This is a genomic window from Azospirillum terrae, assembly GCF_053470425.1.
Map to the genome: position 1 here is coordinate 927,812 of NZ_JBPXMR010000001.1, position 15,047 is coordinate 942,858.

At 67.1% G+C, this 15,047-nt stretch carries 17 protein-coding genes; 8 read left to right on the top strand and 9 right to left on the bottom strand.

Going from position 1 to position 15,047, the window contains the following annotated elements; all coding sequences use genetic code 11:
• Positions 1-93: 93 nt before the first annotated feature.
• The 5 genes from ACSVDD_RS04385 to ACSVDD_RS04405 are packed head-to-tail and all read right to left on the bottom strand — an operon-like array spanning position 94 to position 3,733.
• Positions 94-501, bottom strand: coding sequence for a RidA family protein (locus tag ACSVDD_RS04385; protein ID WP_448188063.1), 408 nt, complete (start codon positions 499-501; stop codon positions 94-96).
• Entirely contained in the window at positions 494-1,669 is a 1,176-nt protein-coding gene (locus ACSVDD_RS04390; protein ID WP_448188064.1) for an acyl-CoA dehydrogenase family protein, read from the bottom strand. The genes ACSVDD_RS04385 and ACSVDD_RS04390 overlap by 8 nt, the downstream gene beginning before the upstream one ends.
• Positions 1,669-2,463, bottom strand: coding sequence for an enoyl-CoA hydratase family protein (locus ACSVDD_RS04395; protein WP_448188065.1), 795 nt, complete (start codon positions 2,461-2,463; stop codon positions 1,669-1,671). Before ACSVDD_RS04395 ends, ACSVDD_RS04390 begins: the two co-directional genes overlap by 1 nt.
• Positions 2,460-2,966, bottom strand: a complete 507-nt coding sequence (locus ACSVDD_RS04400; RefSeq protein WP_448188066.1) for a MarR family winged helix-turn-helix transcriptional regulator — start codon at positions 2,964-2,966, stop codon at positions 2,460-2,462. The genes ACSVDD_RS04395 and ACSVDD_RS04400 overlap by 4 nt, the downstream gene beginning before the upstream one ends.
• Before the next feature lie 2 nt (positions 2,967-2,968).
• Positions 2,969-3,733 (bottom strand): SDR family NAD(P)-dependent oxidoreductase, encoded by a 765-nt coding sequence (locus tag ACSVDD_RS04405; protein WP_448188067.1) that lies wholly within the window; start codon positions 3,731-3,733, stop codon positions 2,969-2,971.
• A 142-nt stretch (positions 3,734-3,875) separates the two neighbouring features.
• Here ACSVDD_RS04405 and ACSVDD_RS04410 point away from each other — a divergent pair, with 142 nt between their 5' ends.
• Together ACSVDD_RS04410 and ACSVDD_RS04415 are read left to right on the top strand one after the other, a co-directional pair.
• Positions 3,876-6,155: a bifunctional salicylyl-CoA 5-hydroxylase/oxidoreductase gene (locus tag ACSVDD_RS04410; protein WP_448188068.1), complete on the top strand. Its 2,280-nt coding sequence runs from the start codon at positions 3,876-3,878 to the stop codon at positions 6,153-6,155.
• A 214-nt stretch (positions 6,156-6,369) separates the two neighbouring features.
• A complete protein-coding gene (locus ACSVDD_RS04415) occupies positions 6,370-6,798 on the top strand; it encodes a hypothetical protein (protein ID WP_448188069.1) in 429 nt (142 codons plus the stop codon).
• Positions 6,799-6,890: 92 nt separating this feature from the next.
• On the opposite strand, the gene ACSVDD_RS04420 is transcribed toward ACSVDD_RS04415, so the two are convergent.
• Together ACSVDD_RS04420 and ACSVDD_RS04425 are read right to left on the bottom strand one after the other, a co-directional pair.
• Positions 6,891-7,148, bottom strand: coding sequence for a hypothetical protein (locus tag ACSVDD_RS04420; RefSeq protein WP_448188070.1), 258 nt, complete (start codon positions 7,146-7,148; stop codon positions 6,891-6,893).
• 4 nt (positions 7,149-7,152) lie between these two features.
• On the bottom strand, positions 7,153-8,145 hold the full coding sequence (locus ACSVDD_RS04425) for an IS1595 family transposase (protein ID WP_448188071.1): 993 nt from the start codon (positions 8,143-8,145) through the stop codon (positions 7,153-7,155).
• 113 nt (positions 8,146-8,258) lie between these two features.
• Here ACSVDD_RS04425 and ACSVDD_RS04430 point away from each other — a divergent pair, with 113 nt between their 5' ends.
• Positions 8,259-8,516 (top strand): DUF6471 domain-containing protein, encoded by a 258-nt coding sequence (locus tag ACSVDD_RS04430; RefSeq protein ID WP_448188072.1) that lies wholly within the window; start codon positions 8,259-8,261, stop codon positions 8,514-8,516.
• Positions 8,517-8,565: 49 nt separating this feature from the next.
• Here ACSVDD_RS04430 and ACSVDD_RS04435 read toward each other — a convergent pair whose 3' ends face one another.
• Positions 8,566-8,808, bottom strand: coding sequence for a helix-turn-helix domain-containing protein (locus ACSVDD_RS04435; RefSeq protein ID WP_448188073.1), 243 nt, complete (start codon positions 8,806-8,808; stop codon positions 8,566-8,568).
• Between the two features lie 189 nt (positions 8,809-8,997).
• On the opposite strand from ACSVDD_RS04435, the gene ACSVDD_RS04440 reads away from it, so the two are divergent.
• The 5 genes from ACSVDD_RS04440 (at position 8,998) to ACSVDD_RS04460 (ending at position 13,611) form a co-directional block, all read left to right on the top strand.
• Positions 8,998-9,522, top strand: a complete 525-nt coding sequence (locus tag ACSVDD_RS04440; protein WP_448188074.1) for a hypothetical protein — start codon at positions 8,998-9,000, stop codon at positions 9,520-9,522.
• 87 nt (positions 9,523-9,609) lie between these two features.
• Positions 9,610-10,575 carry a CAP domain-containing protein gene (locus ACSVDD_RS04445; RefSeq protein WP_448188075.1) on the top strand — a complete coding sequence of 322 codons (966 nt, stop codon included), beginning with the start codon at positions 9,610-9,612 and terminating at the stop codon, positions 10,573-10,575.
• 183 nt (positions 10,576-10,758) lie between these two features.
• Positions 10,759-10,947 carry a hypothetical protein gene (locus ACSVDD_RS04450; RefSeq protein ID WP_448188076.1) on the top strand — a complete coding sequence of 63 codons (189 nt, stop codon included), beginning with the start codon at positions 10,759-10,761 and terminating at the stop codon, positions 10,945-10,947.
• Positions 10,948-12,040: 1,093 nt separating this feature from the next.
• Positions 12,041-12,475 carry a hypothetical protein gene (locus tag ACSVDD_RS04455; RefSeq protein WP_448188077.1) on the top strand — a complete coding sequence of 145 codons (435 nt, stop codon included), beginning with the start codon at positions 12,041-12,043 and terminating at the stop codon, positions 12,473-12,475.
• A 245-nt stretch (positions 12,476-12,720) separates the two neighbouring features.
• Entirely contained in the window at positions 12,721-13,611 is an 891-nt protein-coding gene (locus tag ACSVDD_RS04460) for an IS1595 family transposase (protein ID WP_448188078.1), read from the top strand.
• 72 nt (positions 13,612-13,683) lie between these two features.
• On the opposite strand, the gene ACSVDD_RS04465 is transcribed toward ACSVDD_RS04460, so the two are convergent.
• A complete protein-coding gene (locus ACSVDD_RS04465) occupies positions 13,684-14,814 on the bottom strand; it encodes a LuxR C-terminal-related transcriptional regulator (protein WP_448188079.1) in 1,131 nt (376 codons plus the stop codon).
• Positions 14,815-15,047: the final 233 nt, after the last annotated feature.

Consider the following 15,047-nt stretch of genomic DNA (forward strand, 5'->3'; position numbering starts at 1 on the left):
GCGATCCGGCTTAAATTATGATTTTGGTACCGGATTGCCATAATGGTGTTGCGAGTTGGTATCGTTGTCAAGAACGCCAAAAGGCAAGGGTGCCTAAGGGACGACCGCCGTCGCCTCGATTTCCACCAGCGCCTCGCGCTCGACCAGCGACACCACCTGCACCAGCGCCATGGCCGGGAAGCTGCGGCCCATGACGGCCCGGTAGGCCGCGCCCAACTCGCGTTGCGCGGCGCGGTAGGCGTCCATGTCCGTCACGTACCATGTCAGCCGCGTGATGTGCTCCGGCCCGGCGCCGGCCTCGGCCAGCACGGCGACGATGTTCACCAGCGCTTGCCGCACCTGCCCGACGAGGTCGGTGGCGGCGAAGCGGCCGGTTTCGTCCCAGCCGATCTGGCCTCCGACGAACACCGTGCGGCCGGTGGCGGCGATGCCGTTGGAATAGCCCCTCGGCGCGGGCCAGGACGGCGGCTGGAGGATGGTGTGGACGGAGCCGTCAGCCATGCCGCTCTCCCGCGTGGTCGGCCAGCACTTGGCGGGCGATGACGATCTTCTGCACCTCCGACGCGCCCTCGTAGATGCGCAGCGGGCGGATCTCGCGGTACAGCGCTTCGACCGCCTGCCCCTTGGTCACGCCGAGGCCGCCGAAGATCTGCACCGCGGCGTCGATGACGCGTTGCGCCGCCTCGGTGGCGTAGAGCTTCGCCATGGCCGCCTCGCGCGTCACCCGCGCAGCACCATGGTCCTTGGTCCAGGCCGCGCGGTAGACCAGCAGCGCCGCCGCGTCCACCTCCGTCGCCATGTCGGCCAGCCTGGCCTGCGTCATCTGGAGATCCGCCAGCGGACCGCCGAACAGCGTGCGGGTGGACGCGCGTGCGCAAGCCTCGTCCAGCGCCCGGCGGGCGAAGCCCAGAGCCGCGGCGCCGACGGTGGAGCGGAAGACGTCCAGCGTCGCCATGGCGATCTTGAACCCCTCCCCCGGCCGGCCGAGCAGCCGGTCGGCCGGCACCCGGCAGCCGTCGAAACGCAGTGTCGCCAGCGGGTGCGGCGCGGTCACTTCGATGCGCTCGGCGATGCTCAGGCCGGGCGTGTCGGCGTCCACCACGAAGGCGGATAGCCCCTTGGCACCGGGCGCCTCGCCGGTGCGGGCGAAGACGATGTAATGGTCGGCGATGCCGCCGTTGGAGATCCAGGTCTTGACGCCGTCCAGAACGTAAGCGTCACCCTCGCGGGTGGCCGTAGTGGCGGTGGCCGCCACGTCCGATCCGGCCTCCGGTTCGGAGAGGGCGAAGGCGGCGATGTGCCGGCCCTCGCGCACCGGAGAGAGGTATCTTTCCTTGAGTGCGTCCGAGCCGAACAGCGTGATCGGCCCGGTGCCCAGGCCCTGCATGGCAAAGGCGAAATCCGCCAGCCCGGCGTGCCGCGCCAGCGTCTCGCGGATCAGGCAGAGGGTGCGCACGTCCAGCCGCCCGCCCAGCTCCGGCACCGCGTGGCGCAGCCAGCCGGCCTCGCCGAGCAGGCGCACCAGGGTGCGGCAGGTGCCGTCCAAATCGTGCTCGCCGGCGTGCGCGAGAGGGGCCACGTCGCGCGCGGCCCAGGCGTCCAGATCCTCGGCAAGCCGGCGGTGGGAGTCGTCGAAGAACGGCCAGGACAGGAAGGTCTTGTCGGGCATCAGTTCCCCTCGAACACGGGCTTCCGCTTCGCCGCGAACGCCTCATACGCGCGGCGGAAATCCTTGGTCGCCATGCACAGGGCCTGCGCCTGCGCCTCGGCGGTGATCGCCTCGTCCACGCCCATGTTCCATTCCTGGTGCAGCATGCGCTTGGTCATGGCGTGCGCGACGCTCGGCCCCTCGGCGAGGCTGCGCGCCAGGGCGGTTGCCTCGGAGAGCACCGCGTCCGGCTCGCACAGGCGGTTGAAGAAGCCCCAGCGCTCGGCCTCGTCGCCGGGCATGCTGCGGCCGGTGTACAGCAGCTCCGACGCCCGCCCCTGCCCGATGATGCGCGGCAGGATCGCGCACGCCCCCATGTCGCAGCCGGCCAGGCCGACGCGGGTGAACAGGAAGGCCACCTTGGCCCGCGCCGTGCCCAGCCGCAGGTCGGACGCCATGGCGATGATCGCCCCCGCCCCGGCGCACACGCCGTCCACCGCGGCGATGATGGGCTGCGGGCAGGCGCGCATGGCCTTGATGAGGTCGCTGGTCATGGTGGTGAAGCGCAGCAGTTCGGGCATCGCCATGTCGGTCAATGGCCCGATGATCTCGAACACGTCGCCGCCCGAGCAGAAGTTGCCGCCGGCCCCGGCGACGACTACCGCCTTAATGTCTGCATCGAAGCGCAGCGCGTGGAAGGTGTCGCGCAGTTCGGCGTAGGATTCGAAGGTCAGCGGGTTCTTCTTCTCCGGCCGGTTCAGCGTCACCGTGGCGACGCGATCCTCAACGGTCCAGAGGAAGTGCCGAGGTGTCATGATGTCTCCCTCCCGTTTCGGGTCTTGGCGTGGACCGCGAGCTTGACCTTGCCGAGCAAGCCCATCAACGCCTCGATGTCCTCGCCCGGCAGGTCGTCGAAGAAGTCGGCGATCCAGCCCTCGTGCACCATCGCCATGGCGAGGAAGGCGCGCCGCCCTGCCGGCGTCAGCTTGACCAGGAAGGCGCGGCGGTCGGAGGGCGACGGCTCACGCACCACCAGCCCTTCGGCGACGAGGCGCTCGGTGACGCCCGTCACGTTGCCGTTCGACACCATCAGCCGGCGCGACAGGGCGCCCATGGTCAGCCCGTCCGGCTCGCGCTCCAGGGCGGCGAGCAGGTCGAACTGTGGCAGCGTCACCTCGAACGTCTCGCGCAGGCGGGTGCGCACCGCGGTCTCGATCAGGTTGGTGCAGGACAACAGACGCAGCCACAGCCGCAGTTCCGCCTTGCAGCGTTCGGTGGCGGTTTCGTAGTCGGTCGGGGTGGTCATCGTCTCGTCCATCGTCACATCACTTCGCCGCCGGCCACGGCGATGGCTTGGCCGGTGACCGAGGCCGCGGCTGGCCGGCACAGCCACGCCACCGCGTCCGCCACCTCCTCCGGCCTCACCAGACGCCCCTGCGGGTTGGTTCGGGTCAACTCGGCCAATGCCTCGTCGGGCGAGCGGCCGGTCTTGGCGCGGATGCGCTCCAGCGAGGCCGCCGTCATGTCGGTGTCGGTGAAGCCGGGGCAAACGGCGTTGACGGTGACGCCCTGGCGCGCCGTCTCCAGCGCCAGCGTGCGGGTCAGGCCGATCACCCCGTGCTTGGCCGCCGCGTAGGCCGAGCAGTAGGCGTAGCCGCGCAGGCCGGCCGTGCTCGCCACGGTGACGATGCGGCCCCAGCCGCGCCCGACCATGCCCGGCAAGGCCAGCCGGCAGCACGCGAACACCGACGTGAGATTGACCGCCAGCATGGAGTCCCACAGCGCACGGTCGGTCTTGCCGAAGGGGGCCGTCACCGCCGTGCCGGCGTTGTTGATCAGGATGTCCACGGGGCCGGCCTCGGTGCCAGCCTCGATGAAGGCGCGCGCCAGGGCCGCGTCGTCGGTGACGTCGGCCAGCACCAACGCCGCGCCGAGTTCGGCGGCCAGACATTCCAGCGGTTCGCGCGTGCGGCCGAGCAGGGTAAGCCGCGCGCCCTCGGCGGCCAGCGCCCGCGCGACGGCGGCGCCGATGCCGCGCCCAGCCCCGGTCACCAGCGCGTGCCGGCCGGTCAGTTGCCGCTCCATGCGCCCCTCCCCGATACGCTTTAAACGTAAAGCAACTTGGCCGGACGAGCAAGTGCGGTCCTTACCTCTCCTTCTTGCCGACTAGGCATACACCCGGCCCGCTGATAGTTTAAACATAAACATCTTGGGGAGGGATGCTCCGATGAAGATCGTCTGCATCGGCGGCGGGCCGGCGGGGTTGTACTTCGCCATCCTGATGAAGAAGGCCAACCCAGCGCACGACATCACGGTGATCGAGCGCAACCGACCCTACGACACGTTCGGTTGGGGCGTGGTGTTCTCCGACCAGACACTGGAAAACCTTGCGGGCGCCGACGAGCCGTCCAAGCGGACGCTGATCGACAGCCTCGCGCACTGGGACGACATCGACATTCATTTCAAGGGCCGGGTCATCACGTCCGGCGGGCACGGGTTCTGCGGCATCGGGCGCAAGCGCTTCCTCAACATCCTTCAGGATCGCGCGGCGGAACTGGGCGTCACCCTGGTCTTCGAGACGGAGGTGGAGGGGGCGCAGCAATTCCCGGACGCCGACCTGATCGTCGCCAGCGACGGCATCAACAGCAAGGTGCGCACCCAGCACGCCGATCACTTCCGGCCGGACATCGACGTGCGCAAGTGCCGGTTCATCTGGCTCGGCACCACCAGGATCTTCGACGCCTTCACCTTCCTGTTCGAGGAGACGGAATGGGGCTGGTTCCAGGTGCACGCCTACCGCTTCGACAACGATCTTTCGACCTTCATCGTCGAGACGCACGAGGACACCTGGGCCAGGGCCGGGTTGGCGGATGCCGATGCGGACACCAGCGTGGCGTTATGCGAAACGTTGTTTGCCAAATATCTGGACGGCCACCGGCTGATGACCAACGCGCGGCACCTGCGCGGCTCGGCGTGGATCAACTTCCCGAGGGTGTCGAACCAGACCTGGGTGAAGGACAACATCGTCCTGATGGGCGACGCCGCGCACACCGCGCACTTTTCCATCGGCTCCGGCACCAAGCTGGCGCTGGAGGACGCCATCGCACTGGCGCGTACGATCCAGCAGACGGGCAATGACATTCCGGGGGCGCTGGCGGCCTACGAGGCGGAACGCAAGGTCGAGGTGCTGAAGCTGCAATCAGCGGCGCGCAACTCCATGGAGTGGTTCGAAAACGTCGACCGCTACGCCCGGCTGGAGCCGGAGCAGTTCGCCTACGCGCTGCTGACCCGCAGCCAGCGCGTCAGCCACGAGAATTTGCGCCTGCGTGACCGGGCATACGTCGAAGGGGTCGAGCGCTGGTTCGCCGCGCGCTCCGGCCGCCCCGAGCCTGCGCCGCCGATGTTCACGCCGTTCCGCCTGCGCGGGCTGGAACTGCCCAACCGCGTCGTGGTGTCGCCCATGGCGATGTACAGCGCGGTGGACGGCACGCCCAACGACTTCCACCTCGTGCACCTGGGATCGCGGGCGCAGGGGGGGGCCGGGCTGGTCTACACCGAGATGACCTGCGTGTCCGCCGAGGGCCGCATTTCCCCCGGCTGCTGCGGGATGTACGCGCCAGAGCACGTACAGGCGTACAGGCGCATCACTGACTTCGTCCACACGTACACGCCGACCAAGATCTGCCTTCAGCTCGGCCACAGCGGGCCGAAGGGCTCCACCAAGGTGGGCTGGGAGGGCTACGACGTGCCGCTGGACGCCGGCAACTGGCCGGTAATGGGTCCATCCCAGGTGCCATGGAGCCCGCAGAACCAAGTCCCGCGCGCGATGACCCGCGCCGACATGGACCGCGTGATCGCCGAGTTCCGCCGCGCCACCGAGTGGGCCGTGGAGGCCGGCTTCGACATGGTCGAACTGCACGCCGCGCACGGCTACCTGCTGTCGAGCTTCATCACGCCGCTGACCAATCGCCGCGACGATGAATACGGCGGCAGCCTGGAGAACCGCTTGCGCTTCCCCCTGGAGGTGTGGGACGCCATGCGCGCTGCGTGGCCGGAGGATCGGCCGATGGCCGTGCGCATCTCCGCCACCGACTGGGTGCCGGGCGGAGTGGACTCCGGGGAGGCGGTGCGCATCGCCCGCGCGTTCGCCGGGCACGGCGCCGACCTCATCGACGTGTCGGCCGGGCAGACCTCGACGCAGGCGCAGCCGGTGTACGGCCGGATGTTCCAGACGCCGTTCTCCGACCGCATCCGCAACGAGGCGGGCATCGCCACCATGGCGGTCGGCAACATCTTCGAACCCGACCACGTGAACAGCATCGTGGCGTCCGGCCGCGCCGACCTCTGCGCTCTGGCCCGCCCGCACCTGAGCGACCCGTACTGGACCCTGCACGCGGCGGCGGCGCTGGGGGACGAGGGGCAGGCGTGGCCGAACCAGTACCTGCCGGGGCGGAGCCAATATTTGCGGAATTTGCAGCGAGCGACGGAGACGGCGGTGATCGTGTAGGCGTAGGGGTACATCGCGCCTTGCCAAACGCGCCGGCTTGCGCTAGGATCATAGTCCTCAAGCACCCGAACTGTGCCTTGCCGGTGCGGGTGCCGAACGGAACACCCCCCGCACACTGTCGGCATTACGGCGCAAACGCCACCAGCACTTAGATAGCTAAGCATGGACTTGGCCGGTAGACTCGTCGGCATCCCCCACCGCCGCCGAGGATACCATGGGCGAACCCGTCGCCGTCTCCACCCTCATGCGGCTTCGCTCCAAGCTGGCCGGAGAGATGAAAGCTTGTGAGGATCGGGCCGCGCAGATCCGCGCTGATCTGGTGCATTTGGACGCCGTGCTGCGCCTGCTGGTCAAGGACGTGGATCCCGAAGCCCTCCCCACCACCAAGTACCGCACCTCATGGCTGAGCAAGCCGGGCGAGGCGAAGCGGGCCGTACTGGACATCCTTCGCGAAGCAGGCCAACCGCTGACCACGATCGAGATCGCGCGGCGGCTCATGGTGCAGCGGGGGCTTGATCCGGCCGACTATCCAACCGCCAGCCGCATCCGCAAGACACTGGCTTCCAACACGCTCAGTCGATGCGAGCTGTTCGTCTGCGAGGTGGGAGCGAACAGGGAAAAGAGCTGGACCCTAGGCACATAGGACCGTGGGAGAAGGAGCGCCCCCATCAGCCAATCTCCGTCCAAGCGGAACACGGCCCGCAATGGGATGCGGCCAAAGTTTGGGCACGACCGCTATACGGACGGAGAAACGCCGGCCGACAGCCAGCCCAGCACCTCATCCAGGCCCTTCGGCACGACGAAGCTGCGCCCGCCCGTGATCGTGACGAGCGTCTGGTCACCACACTCGTCAACATCCTGGAGACCGAGGATCGCGTTCAGGCGCAGGGCGTAGCGCCGCCCCGTTCCGTCGATCAGCACGAGGAAGCCGGCCACCCGCGCCCCATTGCGGATGTCGAGCAGGCCGCCGGAAGAGTCGTCGTTATATGCCATGGGCTCAGTTTCCGACTCGCTGGTCACGGTGCCGCTGCCAGTACCCAGTGAAGTCCACCGAGGCCCCCATGCCGGCGGCGCGGGCGACGATGAGGGTGAACTGTTCGCCGTTCGGCCGGCGGCGGTGATCCTCGCGCCACGCCATCTCGCCGGCGTAGCGGGCCAGATAGGTGCCGCTGATGTGGTGGTGCTGGCCCCATTCGGCGCGCCGCAGGCGAGAGAAGTACGACTCCGCCTGATTGGTGCAGGCGCCGTCCTCGCTGTAGGCCTGCGCGTGGTTGATGCGCTTCATCGCGAACTTGGCGTGCAGGTCGTCCCAGCACGCGGCCTCGTCGGCGTGAACGGTCGCCCCCTTGGCGATGCGGGCCTTGATGAAGGCGATCGAGGCGTCTTCGGAGGGGAACACCGACGTCAGGGTGCGGCCGTTGCGTTCGCGGATCGCCACCACCACCCGGCGCTTGCCGGTCTGGTTCTCGGCCAGGCGGCGGTCCTTCCGGTCGTCCTTGTGGTTCTCGGGGCGGACGTGGCCGCCGACATGGCAGCCGTCGACCTCCACCACGCCACCATCGCTGCCGACGACGACGCCCTTCATCTCGGACGCCATGGCCTCGCGCAGCTTGTGCGCCAGCACGAACGCCGTCTTGTAGGAGACATCGAGGTCGCGGCCGATCTGCAAGGCGCTGATGCCCTTCACCGCGTTCACGAACAGGACGATGGCGGCCAAGTACACGGTGATCGGTTGCTTGTGGTAGGCGAACAGCGTGCCCGACGTCGGGCTGAAGTCCTTGCGGCAGTCCTTGCAGCGATAGCGGGGATGCGTGCCGCGCGACACGTCGTAGGATGTCAGCGAGCCGCAGTGAGGGCAGATCGGCTTGCCTTCGGTGCTGTGCCAGCGGATGCGGCAGAACACGTCCCAGGCCTCCTTGTCCTCCATGCGCAGCACGCTTCGGAGCGAAATGCTCCGTGCGGCGGCGGTGAGGAGGAAGTGCTGGGGCACGGCGCCGAACCCTCATATGCATCACATATGAGGATTATGCACCATATTTGCCGCCTTGTCGAGAGGAAAAGTCATCGTTTATGATGCATCATCATCACAAGCGGAGCGCCGCCATGTCGTTGAACGAGGAACAGTGGAACGAGTGGGCCAAGGGGGTGCTCAAGGCTGAGATCAGCCGGCGTAACCTCACGTTCGTGGAGGTCGCGGAACGGCTGAAGACCTTCGGGATCGAGGAGAGCGGCCGGAACGTCAGCAACAAGATTGGTCGTGGCACCTTCAGCGCCACGTTCATGCTTCAGGTGCTGACGGCGATCGGCTGCACGACGCTGCGGATCGACCCGCCCGACGGAACCGCCGCGCCGCAGGGGTAGGCAACCTGTGACTCCGGCCCTGAAAGGGGCATGCACACCCCCCTCCGTCCTATTTGCCTGATGGAGAGGGGCCTTGACCTTCCTCGGCATCGTCGAGGAGATCCGCCGGCTTGGCCCCAAGCACCCCGGCCAAGTCCTGCAGCACGAGCACGGTCGGGTTCCGAATCCCGCGCTCGACGCCACTGACATAGGTGCGGTCGAGGCGTGCGCGGTGGGCCAGCTCCTCCTGGGAAAGGCCGGCAGCCTTGCGGAGCCGGCGAAGGTTTTGGCCAACCAGCCTGCGTACGTCCATGCACGCAGACAGCCCGGTTGTGGACTATAGCACCACGGACGATAGTCCACATCGGTAGCGGACAGCACAGCGCAGTGCGCTGCGGTGTTGGCTTGTCGGTCCCAGGAATGTAGAATATAATCCACATGCGCGGCGAAATTGCGCGCATCAAGCGATGCCCGCGGCCCCCCTTCCAATGAGGAATCAAGCGTGAGGCGACCTCCACGCACCATCCGGCCCGGCTGGTTGCCCCCGACAAACCCCAACACGCTGCGCCTGATCGCCATCATTGTCATTGCCTCGCTCGCCGGCCTTGAAGGCGCGGCCGCGGAGGTCGGCACGACGCCTGTTCCACTGCCCACCGGAGCCCGGGATCCGGCCGTGATGGAGGCGCGTCGGCTGCTGCAGGCGGAGATCGCGAAGATCGACCCTTCGCAATCGATTCATGTTGGGGCCGCCTATGTCGACCTCGACGGTGTCGGCAGCCCAGAACTGATTGCCCAGATCGAGAGCTACGACACTTGCGGCTCCGCGGGGTGTTCGACATGGGTGTTCCGCAAGGAAGGCGCCGTGTGGGCTCCGCTCGTGAACGGGGCCATTGCCGGCAGCATCAAGGTCTATGATCGACGGGAGGACCAGCCGGCGGGCACTCCCCGCGACCTCCTGCTCACGTCCAAGGAGCTCTGGCGGTGGGGTTCCGGCAAAGGTTACACCCGCATCGGCTTTGCGCCGTGAACAGCCCCCGCGCCGCATCCAGCAGGGACCGGGCGGCAATTCGGTCCGCTTCCCCGCCGCCATGAAGCTCATCAAGCGAGAGACACCATGACCGTCAACGTCTTTGCCGCCGATGCGGGCGACTCACTGAGCCTGTCCGAACTCGACCTCTACAAGCGGATCAACGCCTATCGCGTGGCGAACGGCCTGGGCCAGCTGCAGCTGTCGAAAGGATTGAGCACCACGGCGAACCGCCATGTGCTCGACTTGGCGGACCGCGGCGCCTTCGAGCACGGCTGGGGCTCCTCCACCGGGCTTGACCAGTGGGGGGCAGCGCGCGCGCTCACCGGCTACCCCGATACCGGTTACGAGGTGCTGGCCGGCACCGCCGACCCGGACGCCGCGCTGCGCGGCTGGCAGGGCAGCGCGCCGCACAACGCGCAGCTGCTCGAGGGCGCCTATCGGGTGATCGGCATCGGCACGAGCGGCGGGCTGACCTCCGTCTATCTCGGCGTCGCCGCCGACCCCGCCGGGCCGCCGCTCATCGTCGGCGACGGCGCCGCCAACGCCGCCACGCTCACCGCCTTCGCCGACAACGCGCAGGGCCTGGGCGGCGCCGACACGCTGGCCGGCGGCGACGGCGCCGATACGCTGGCCGGCGGCCAGGGCGGTGACCTGCTGCTCGGCAACGCCGGTGAAGACCTGCTGCTCGGCAACACCGGCGCCGACACGCTGTTCGGAGGGCGCGACGCCGACACGCTGTTCGGCGGCGTCGATGACGACGTGCTGTTCGGCGACGCCGGCGACGACCTGCTGTCGGGCGACGTCGGCGACGACCGGCTGACCGGCGGCGGCGGCGCCGACCACTTCGCCTTCGGCGCCGGCAGCGGACGCGACACCATCACCGACTTCAATGCCGGCGAAGGTGACCGCATCCGGCTGAGCGGCATCGGCTACACGCTGTCGTCCAACGCGGCGGGCGACACGGTGATCGTCTTCAGCGCCAAGGACCAAGTGACGCTCTCCAACATCGCCGCCGGTGCTTTCGATACCGCATGGATCGCATCCACGTAGCCGGCACGTCCCTCTTTTGCCAGAATCGCATCCGCGCCCTGGCGACAAATCCGACCGGCAGCAAGACAGATCGGGACTCGCCTGATCTGTCTTCATCGGAGAATGTCTCCGACAAATGAGAACTGCATTTGCCAGTGGGCCAGGAACCGCAAAGCGCCCCGTTGCCCTTGTGTAGAGGCTGAAATGGCTGAAAACCACATCCGGATCATCCCGGCAGCGCCCGGTACGAGCTGGGATCATATGACGCTCGACGACTCCCTGAGGAACTGGCCGCTCACGTTTCTGCGGAATGCGCCGGTCGAACCCCCGAAGCCTGGCGCACCGCCGGCGATGTTTCGCTACGAGCCGGACGATCCTTTGCCGGAGGCATGATTGAGCGCGCTTTGAGTTCGCTGAAGCTGGTCGCTGGGTCCTCCCCTGCTTCAAGGGGGGAGCGAAAGGTAAGGGGCGGCGGCCTTTCAATCAGGGCAAGCAAAGCTTTCCTTCCGATGCACGCCCGTCATCAAACATAGACCATCGTGCCAGTGCCACCGGGCATGATCGGCGTGAGTAAATGCTTCGGTGTCTCGTCGGTCAGGGGCCCGGCCCTTCTCAGAGGTGGTAGCATAACCTCGAAGGCGGCCCTCGCCAGCCATCAAACCCGACACAAGTTCACAGTCGCGCCGTAGATGCGCTCCTTGCGTCCCGGGGGCGGAGGAGAGCTTCAGCCCTCGGTTGGCCCGTTTTCGCGAGTCGCCCGCAATCAGCGCGCATGATCGCATGATGACCAAACGCACGAGGCTTGTGTGGATACTTACCAGATTCCAGAATCTGGTCGGGTACAGGGGCTCATCTTGAGAGCGGCGGCGGTGGACCAAAAACACCGAAACAGATACTGCAAAGAGCACGAGCGCGCCAATGCGCGAACGAAAGGGCTCCCTACACCGGCACGACTTGCCCCGTGATTTTTTGTCTGTACGGGGAGGTGGTCCATACTCCAAGCTGCGGCGATATCGTTGCCCGACGAGATGCGCTGCCCGCACGGCGGGCCGTGTACGCATCTCCTCGTCCGGAGATGGAGGCGCCAATGGGCTGATTGCATGCTCCTGAAAGCAGCAGGGGCCGGATGCGCCACATCCAGCCCCGCTTGCTTGGAACCGCCATAGGCGGATCTCGCGACCTCACAGTCGAGGACATGGTCGCGCGGTCCGCCGCCCGAGTCAAGCGCGCCTTTCGGCGCGGCGCTTCATTGCGCCCTCGCAACGGAGAGCCCCATGTCTTCCCGACGACCCGCAACCACCCCACACCAAGCGGGACAGATCCGTTTCGCCATCGGAACGGAAGGGTTGAGCCAACGAAAAACCGCGAACCGCCTCAACGTCTGCAAGACGACCGTGTGCCGGGTCATGAAGGGGCTGATCCATCCCGATCAGGAGCCGATCCCCCTGGATGGAAAGTCCGTGCGGCGGCCGATAGGGAGGCGGTCATGAGCATTGACCCTGCCGCGCTGCAGCGGCGCGCAGCACTGATCCGGGAACGGATTCAGTACATGAGGGGCATGGCCGATGCGCTCGAGAGCCTTTCCGGCCTCAACGATGCCATGGCGCCGACGGCTGCGACACCCAAATCGCGCAACGAACACCGTCCCAAGCGCCAGATGACCTTGCGCCCGCTTCTGGACATCCTGCGTGAGAACCCGAAGAAGCGGTTTGCCATGTCCGAGCTGATCGAACTGGCTCGCGAGAACGGCCACGATCTCCTGCGGCCTTCGGTGGTCAGGGCGCTCGACGTTGCTCATCGAAGGGGGTGGGTGAAGCTCTCCAGAGGGGGTGTCCAGATCGTTGCGAACGCGTCCGGCATGGGCGCTCTCGACGACGTCGACCGTTTGCTTGCCCTTGGCAAGGATGAGGATCTGCTGTGATGGCGTCTCCCCTCGACCCCCTCGACGCGGCGCTGAGCCGCGCTCTTGGCCCGATCGCTGGATATCTCTCGTCGGCTTTTCAGAGCCTGGGACACTCGTTGCTGCCCACCGCGACATTCGAATCGGGGTTCCAACGCGAGTGGCCGGACAGCGCATCGGTATGCTCGCGCCGGCGTGCACCACCAGGACAGCACTTCCTCGCTTCGGCGAAGGCCCGGACCCTGTCCGTGAAGCAGGTCATGCGCATGACCGAGGACGAGGCGCGCGCGGAATTCCGAAGGCGACGGTGGCCGGACAGCGACGGGAGTCCGATATGCCCACATTGCTCGTCCGAGCGCTGCTACGAACTCCGCACCCGGCGGGCGCTTCGGTGCGCCCGCTGCCGGCGCAACTTCTCCGAAACGTCCGGCACGATCTTCCACTCCGCCAAGTTGGAGCTGCGCGACTACCTGGCGGTGATCGCGCTGTTCGTCAACGCGCACAAAGGCATCTCCGCGCTGCAGGTCGCGCGCGACGTGGGCATCTCTCACAAGGCGGCGTTCGTCCTCCTGCACAAACTGCGCGAAGCCATCGAGGACACGCGCTCGAACATGCGGCTCCGCGGCGAGGTCGAGGTCGATGGCGCCTACTATCTGGGGCACATCCGTCCTCCGAACGCCGGAAGACAGGGCAAGCGGCTGAAGCGGAAGGGGCAGAAGCTCTGCGTGCTCACGTTCCGGCAACGCGACGGCGCCACAGTCGTGAAGGTGGTGGCGACGGAGCGCAGCGACGTCGTGCTCGCCGCGGCGAGCGCGCACGTCCTGCCCGGCAGCACGCTCTACGCCGACGAGCACAGAGCCTACGATGCCCTGCACGCCAGATACCGCACGATGCGCATCAATCACGGCTGGGCCTATTCGGAAAACGGCGCATCGACCAACGTCGCCGAGTCGTTTCACGCGCGCATGCGCCGTGGCGCGCGCGGGCAGTACCATCGGTTCAGCAGAAAGCACCTCCATGCCTATGCGGCCGAGATGGCTTACCGGGAAGACCGGCGCCGGGTAGAGAACGGCAGCATGCTTGAGGAGTTGGTGGAGATGGCGCTGTCGAGAGGGAAATCGCTGACGTGGGTGGGATACTGGCGCGGCTCCGTCTGATGTGCGCCATTAGAAAGATTTGCCGCGCACTGCGCGGTTTTCCAACTCTCCGACGGTTATGCCACCTGACGTTCACCTCCCACTTCCCAGGCGCACCAGAAGGCTGACGAGTTCAGTTTGTCGCAAGGTGTTGGTCTTGCTCAGGATAGCGGCGATCTGGGTGCGCACGGTTGCTATGCTGACGCCGTGTTCGACTGCGATCTGCTTGGCCTCCATGCCCTCCGCAAGCCGGATAGCGACCCGTGCCTCCGCCGGCGTGAGCCGGAATGCCTCCTGCAGTATGCTTTCGCGCGGCCGCGGCTGGGCTTCCGGATCCGTCACCGTTACCATCGCAGCGGGCGCCAGAAGCGCGAATCGCTGTGCCGCGCTGCCGGGCAGTGAAAGCACGTGGATGACCAGGGGCCTGCGTCCCGCAGCCCGGCTCAACGTCATGCCGCGCGGGCTCTCTGAATTGCTTCGCCCCGAGACGGCAGCGACCGCCCCGCGGATCATGCGCCGAAGGACGTCCGTCTCGCGCGGCTGAGCAGCCGCGAGCAGACCCGCGCTGACGCGCACCCCATCGGCGGCCCTCAGCAAGATCTCCGCCGCCGCGTTAGTCCGCAAGATGCGTCCCGCCCCGTCCACAACGATCACTCCCGTTGGGGTGGCGTTCAAGGCTGCCTCCGCGCGCTCGGCCCGCGTCTCGAGGGCATTGAGCTTGGCATGCAGCACCGCGGCTTGGCGGAGGTGTGGGGCGATGAGCGCGAACTGCCGCATGTCCGCCGATGCGAATGCCTCGTCGGGCAGGCCGCGGTGAATGCCCACGGTTGCCAGGGCGCTGTCCGCCGAGAAGAGCTTCGATCCCATCACCCACCGGCCGCCGACCGGGATGAGGAAGTCCTGGTAATATTCCGACTTCGCGACGCCGTCCTGCGGCACGTAGTCGACGCAGTTGGTGATCACGCCCTCGGCGGCCCGTTCCGTATGAAGGCGCGACGGGTCGAGGGCGCCGTAGTGAGCTTGATAGTCGCGCAGCCCGTCACCCCCGTAGCGCCGACCAGCGGTCTGGACCAGGAGCGGCGTGTTACCGACCCAGATGTTAAGGACGGCCTCGTCGGCGTCCAATGCGTCGGCCAGCCGGACCAGAGCCTCCTGCCAGAGTTCCGGCCGGGCTGCCGCCTCGTAGAACAGAATGATGAGGGACTGTAGCTCGTCCGGAAGCATGTCAAGCGATGTCCCTCGTGGACATTGGCATGCGCTGAGTGGGCTGCGGGCTATTTCCCTCAGCGCACGCTCACCGAGTTCCGTCATGCAGAGGGCTGCATACGAAGCACGTTCCACATGCACGCCACGGCCGTCAACCGGTCCGAACAGCCTACGGCTGATGGGGTGCTGCTTTCGATGTGGTTGCGGGGGGCGCGTCACGCCTTTTTCGCCTGAAGATCCAAAGGGCTGCA

Excerpts from the sequence above, each read along its gene's own strand:
- ACSVDD_RS04385 (WP_448188063.1), bottom strand. The coding sequence starts at position 501 with ATGGCTGACGGCTCCGTCCACACCATCCTCCAGCCGCCGTCCTGGCCC.
- ACSVDD_RS04390 (WP_448188064.1), bottom strand. The coding sequence starts at position 1,669 with ATGCCCGACAAGACCTTCCTGTCCTGGCCGTTCTTCGACGACTCCCAC.
- ACSVDD_RS04395 (WP_448188065.1), bottom strand. The coding sequence starts at position 2,463 with ATGACACCTCGGCACTTCCTCTGGACCGTTGAGGATCGCGTCGCCACG.
- ACSVDD_RS04400 (WP_448188066.1), bottom strand. The coding sequence starts at position 2,966 with ATGGACGAGACGATGACCACCCCGACCGACTACGAAACCGCCACCGAA.
- ACSVDD_RS04405 (WP_448188067.1), bottom strand. The coding sequence starts at position 3,733 with ATGGAGCGGCAACTGACCGGCCGGCACGCGCTGGTGACCGGGGCTGGG.
- ACSVDD_RS04410 (WP_448188068.1), top strand. The coding sequence starts at position 3,876 with ATGAAGATCGTCTGCATCGGCGGCGGGCCGGCGGGGTTGTACTTCGCC.
- ACSVDD_RS04415 (WP_448188069.1), top strand. The coding sequence starts at position 6,370 with ATGGGCGAACCCGTCGCCGTCTCCACCCTCATGCGGCTTCGCTCCAAG.
- ACSVDD_RS04420 (WP_448188070.1), bottom strand. The coding sequence starts at position 7,148 with ATGGCATATAACGACGACTCTTCCGGCGGCCTGCTCGACATCCGCAAT.
- ACSVDD_RS04430 (WP_448188072.1), top strand. The coding sequence starts at position 8,259 with ATGTCGTTGAACGAGGAACAGTGGAACGAGTGGGCCAAGGGGGTGCTC.
- ACSVDD_RS04435 (WP_448188073.1), bottom strand. The coding sequence starts at position 8,808 with ATGGACGTACGCAGGCTGGTTGGCCAAAACCTTCGCCGGCTCCGCAAG.
- ACSVDD_RS04445 (WP_448188075.1), top strand. The coding sequence starts at position 9,610 with ATGACCGTCAACGTCTTTGCCGCCGATGCGGGCGACTCACTGAGCCTG.
- ACSVDD_RS04450 (WP_448188076.1), top strand. The coding sequence starts at position 10,759 with ATGGCTGAAAACCACATCCGGATCATCCCGGCAGCGCCCGGTACGAGC.
- ACSVDD_RS04455 (WP_448188077.1), top strand. The coding sequence starts at position 12,041 with ATGAGCATTGACCCTGCCGCGCTGCAGCGGCGCGCAGCACTGATCCGG.
- ACSVDD_RS04460 (WP_448188078.1), top strand. The coding sequence starts at position 12,721 with ATGACCGAGGACGAGGCGCGCGCGGAATTCCGAAGGCGACGGTGGCCG.
- ACSVDD_RS04465 (WP_448188079.1), bottom strand. The coding sequence starts at position 14,814 with ATGCTTCCGGACGAGCTACAGTCCCTCATCATTCTGTTCTACGAGGCG.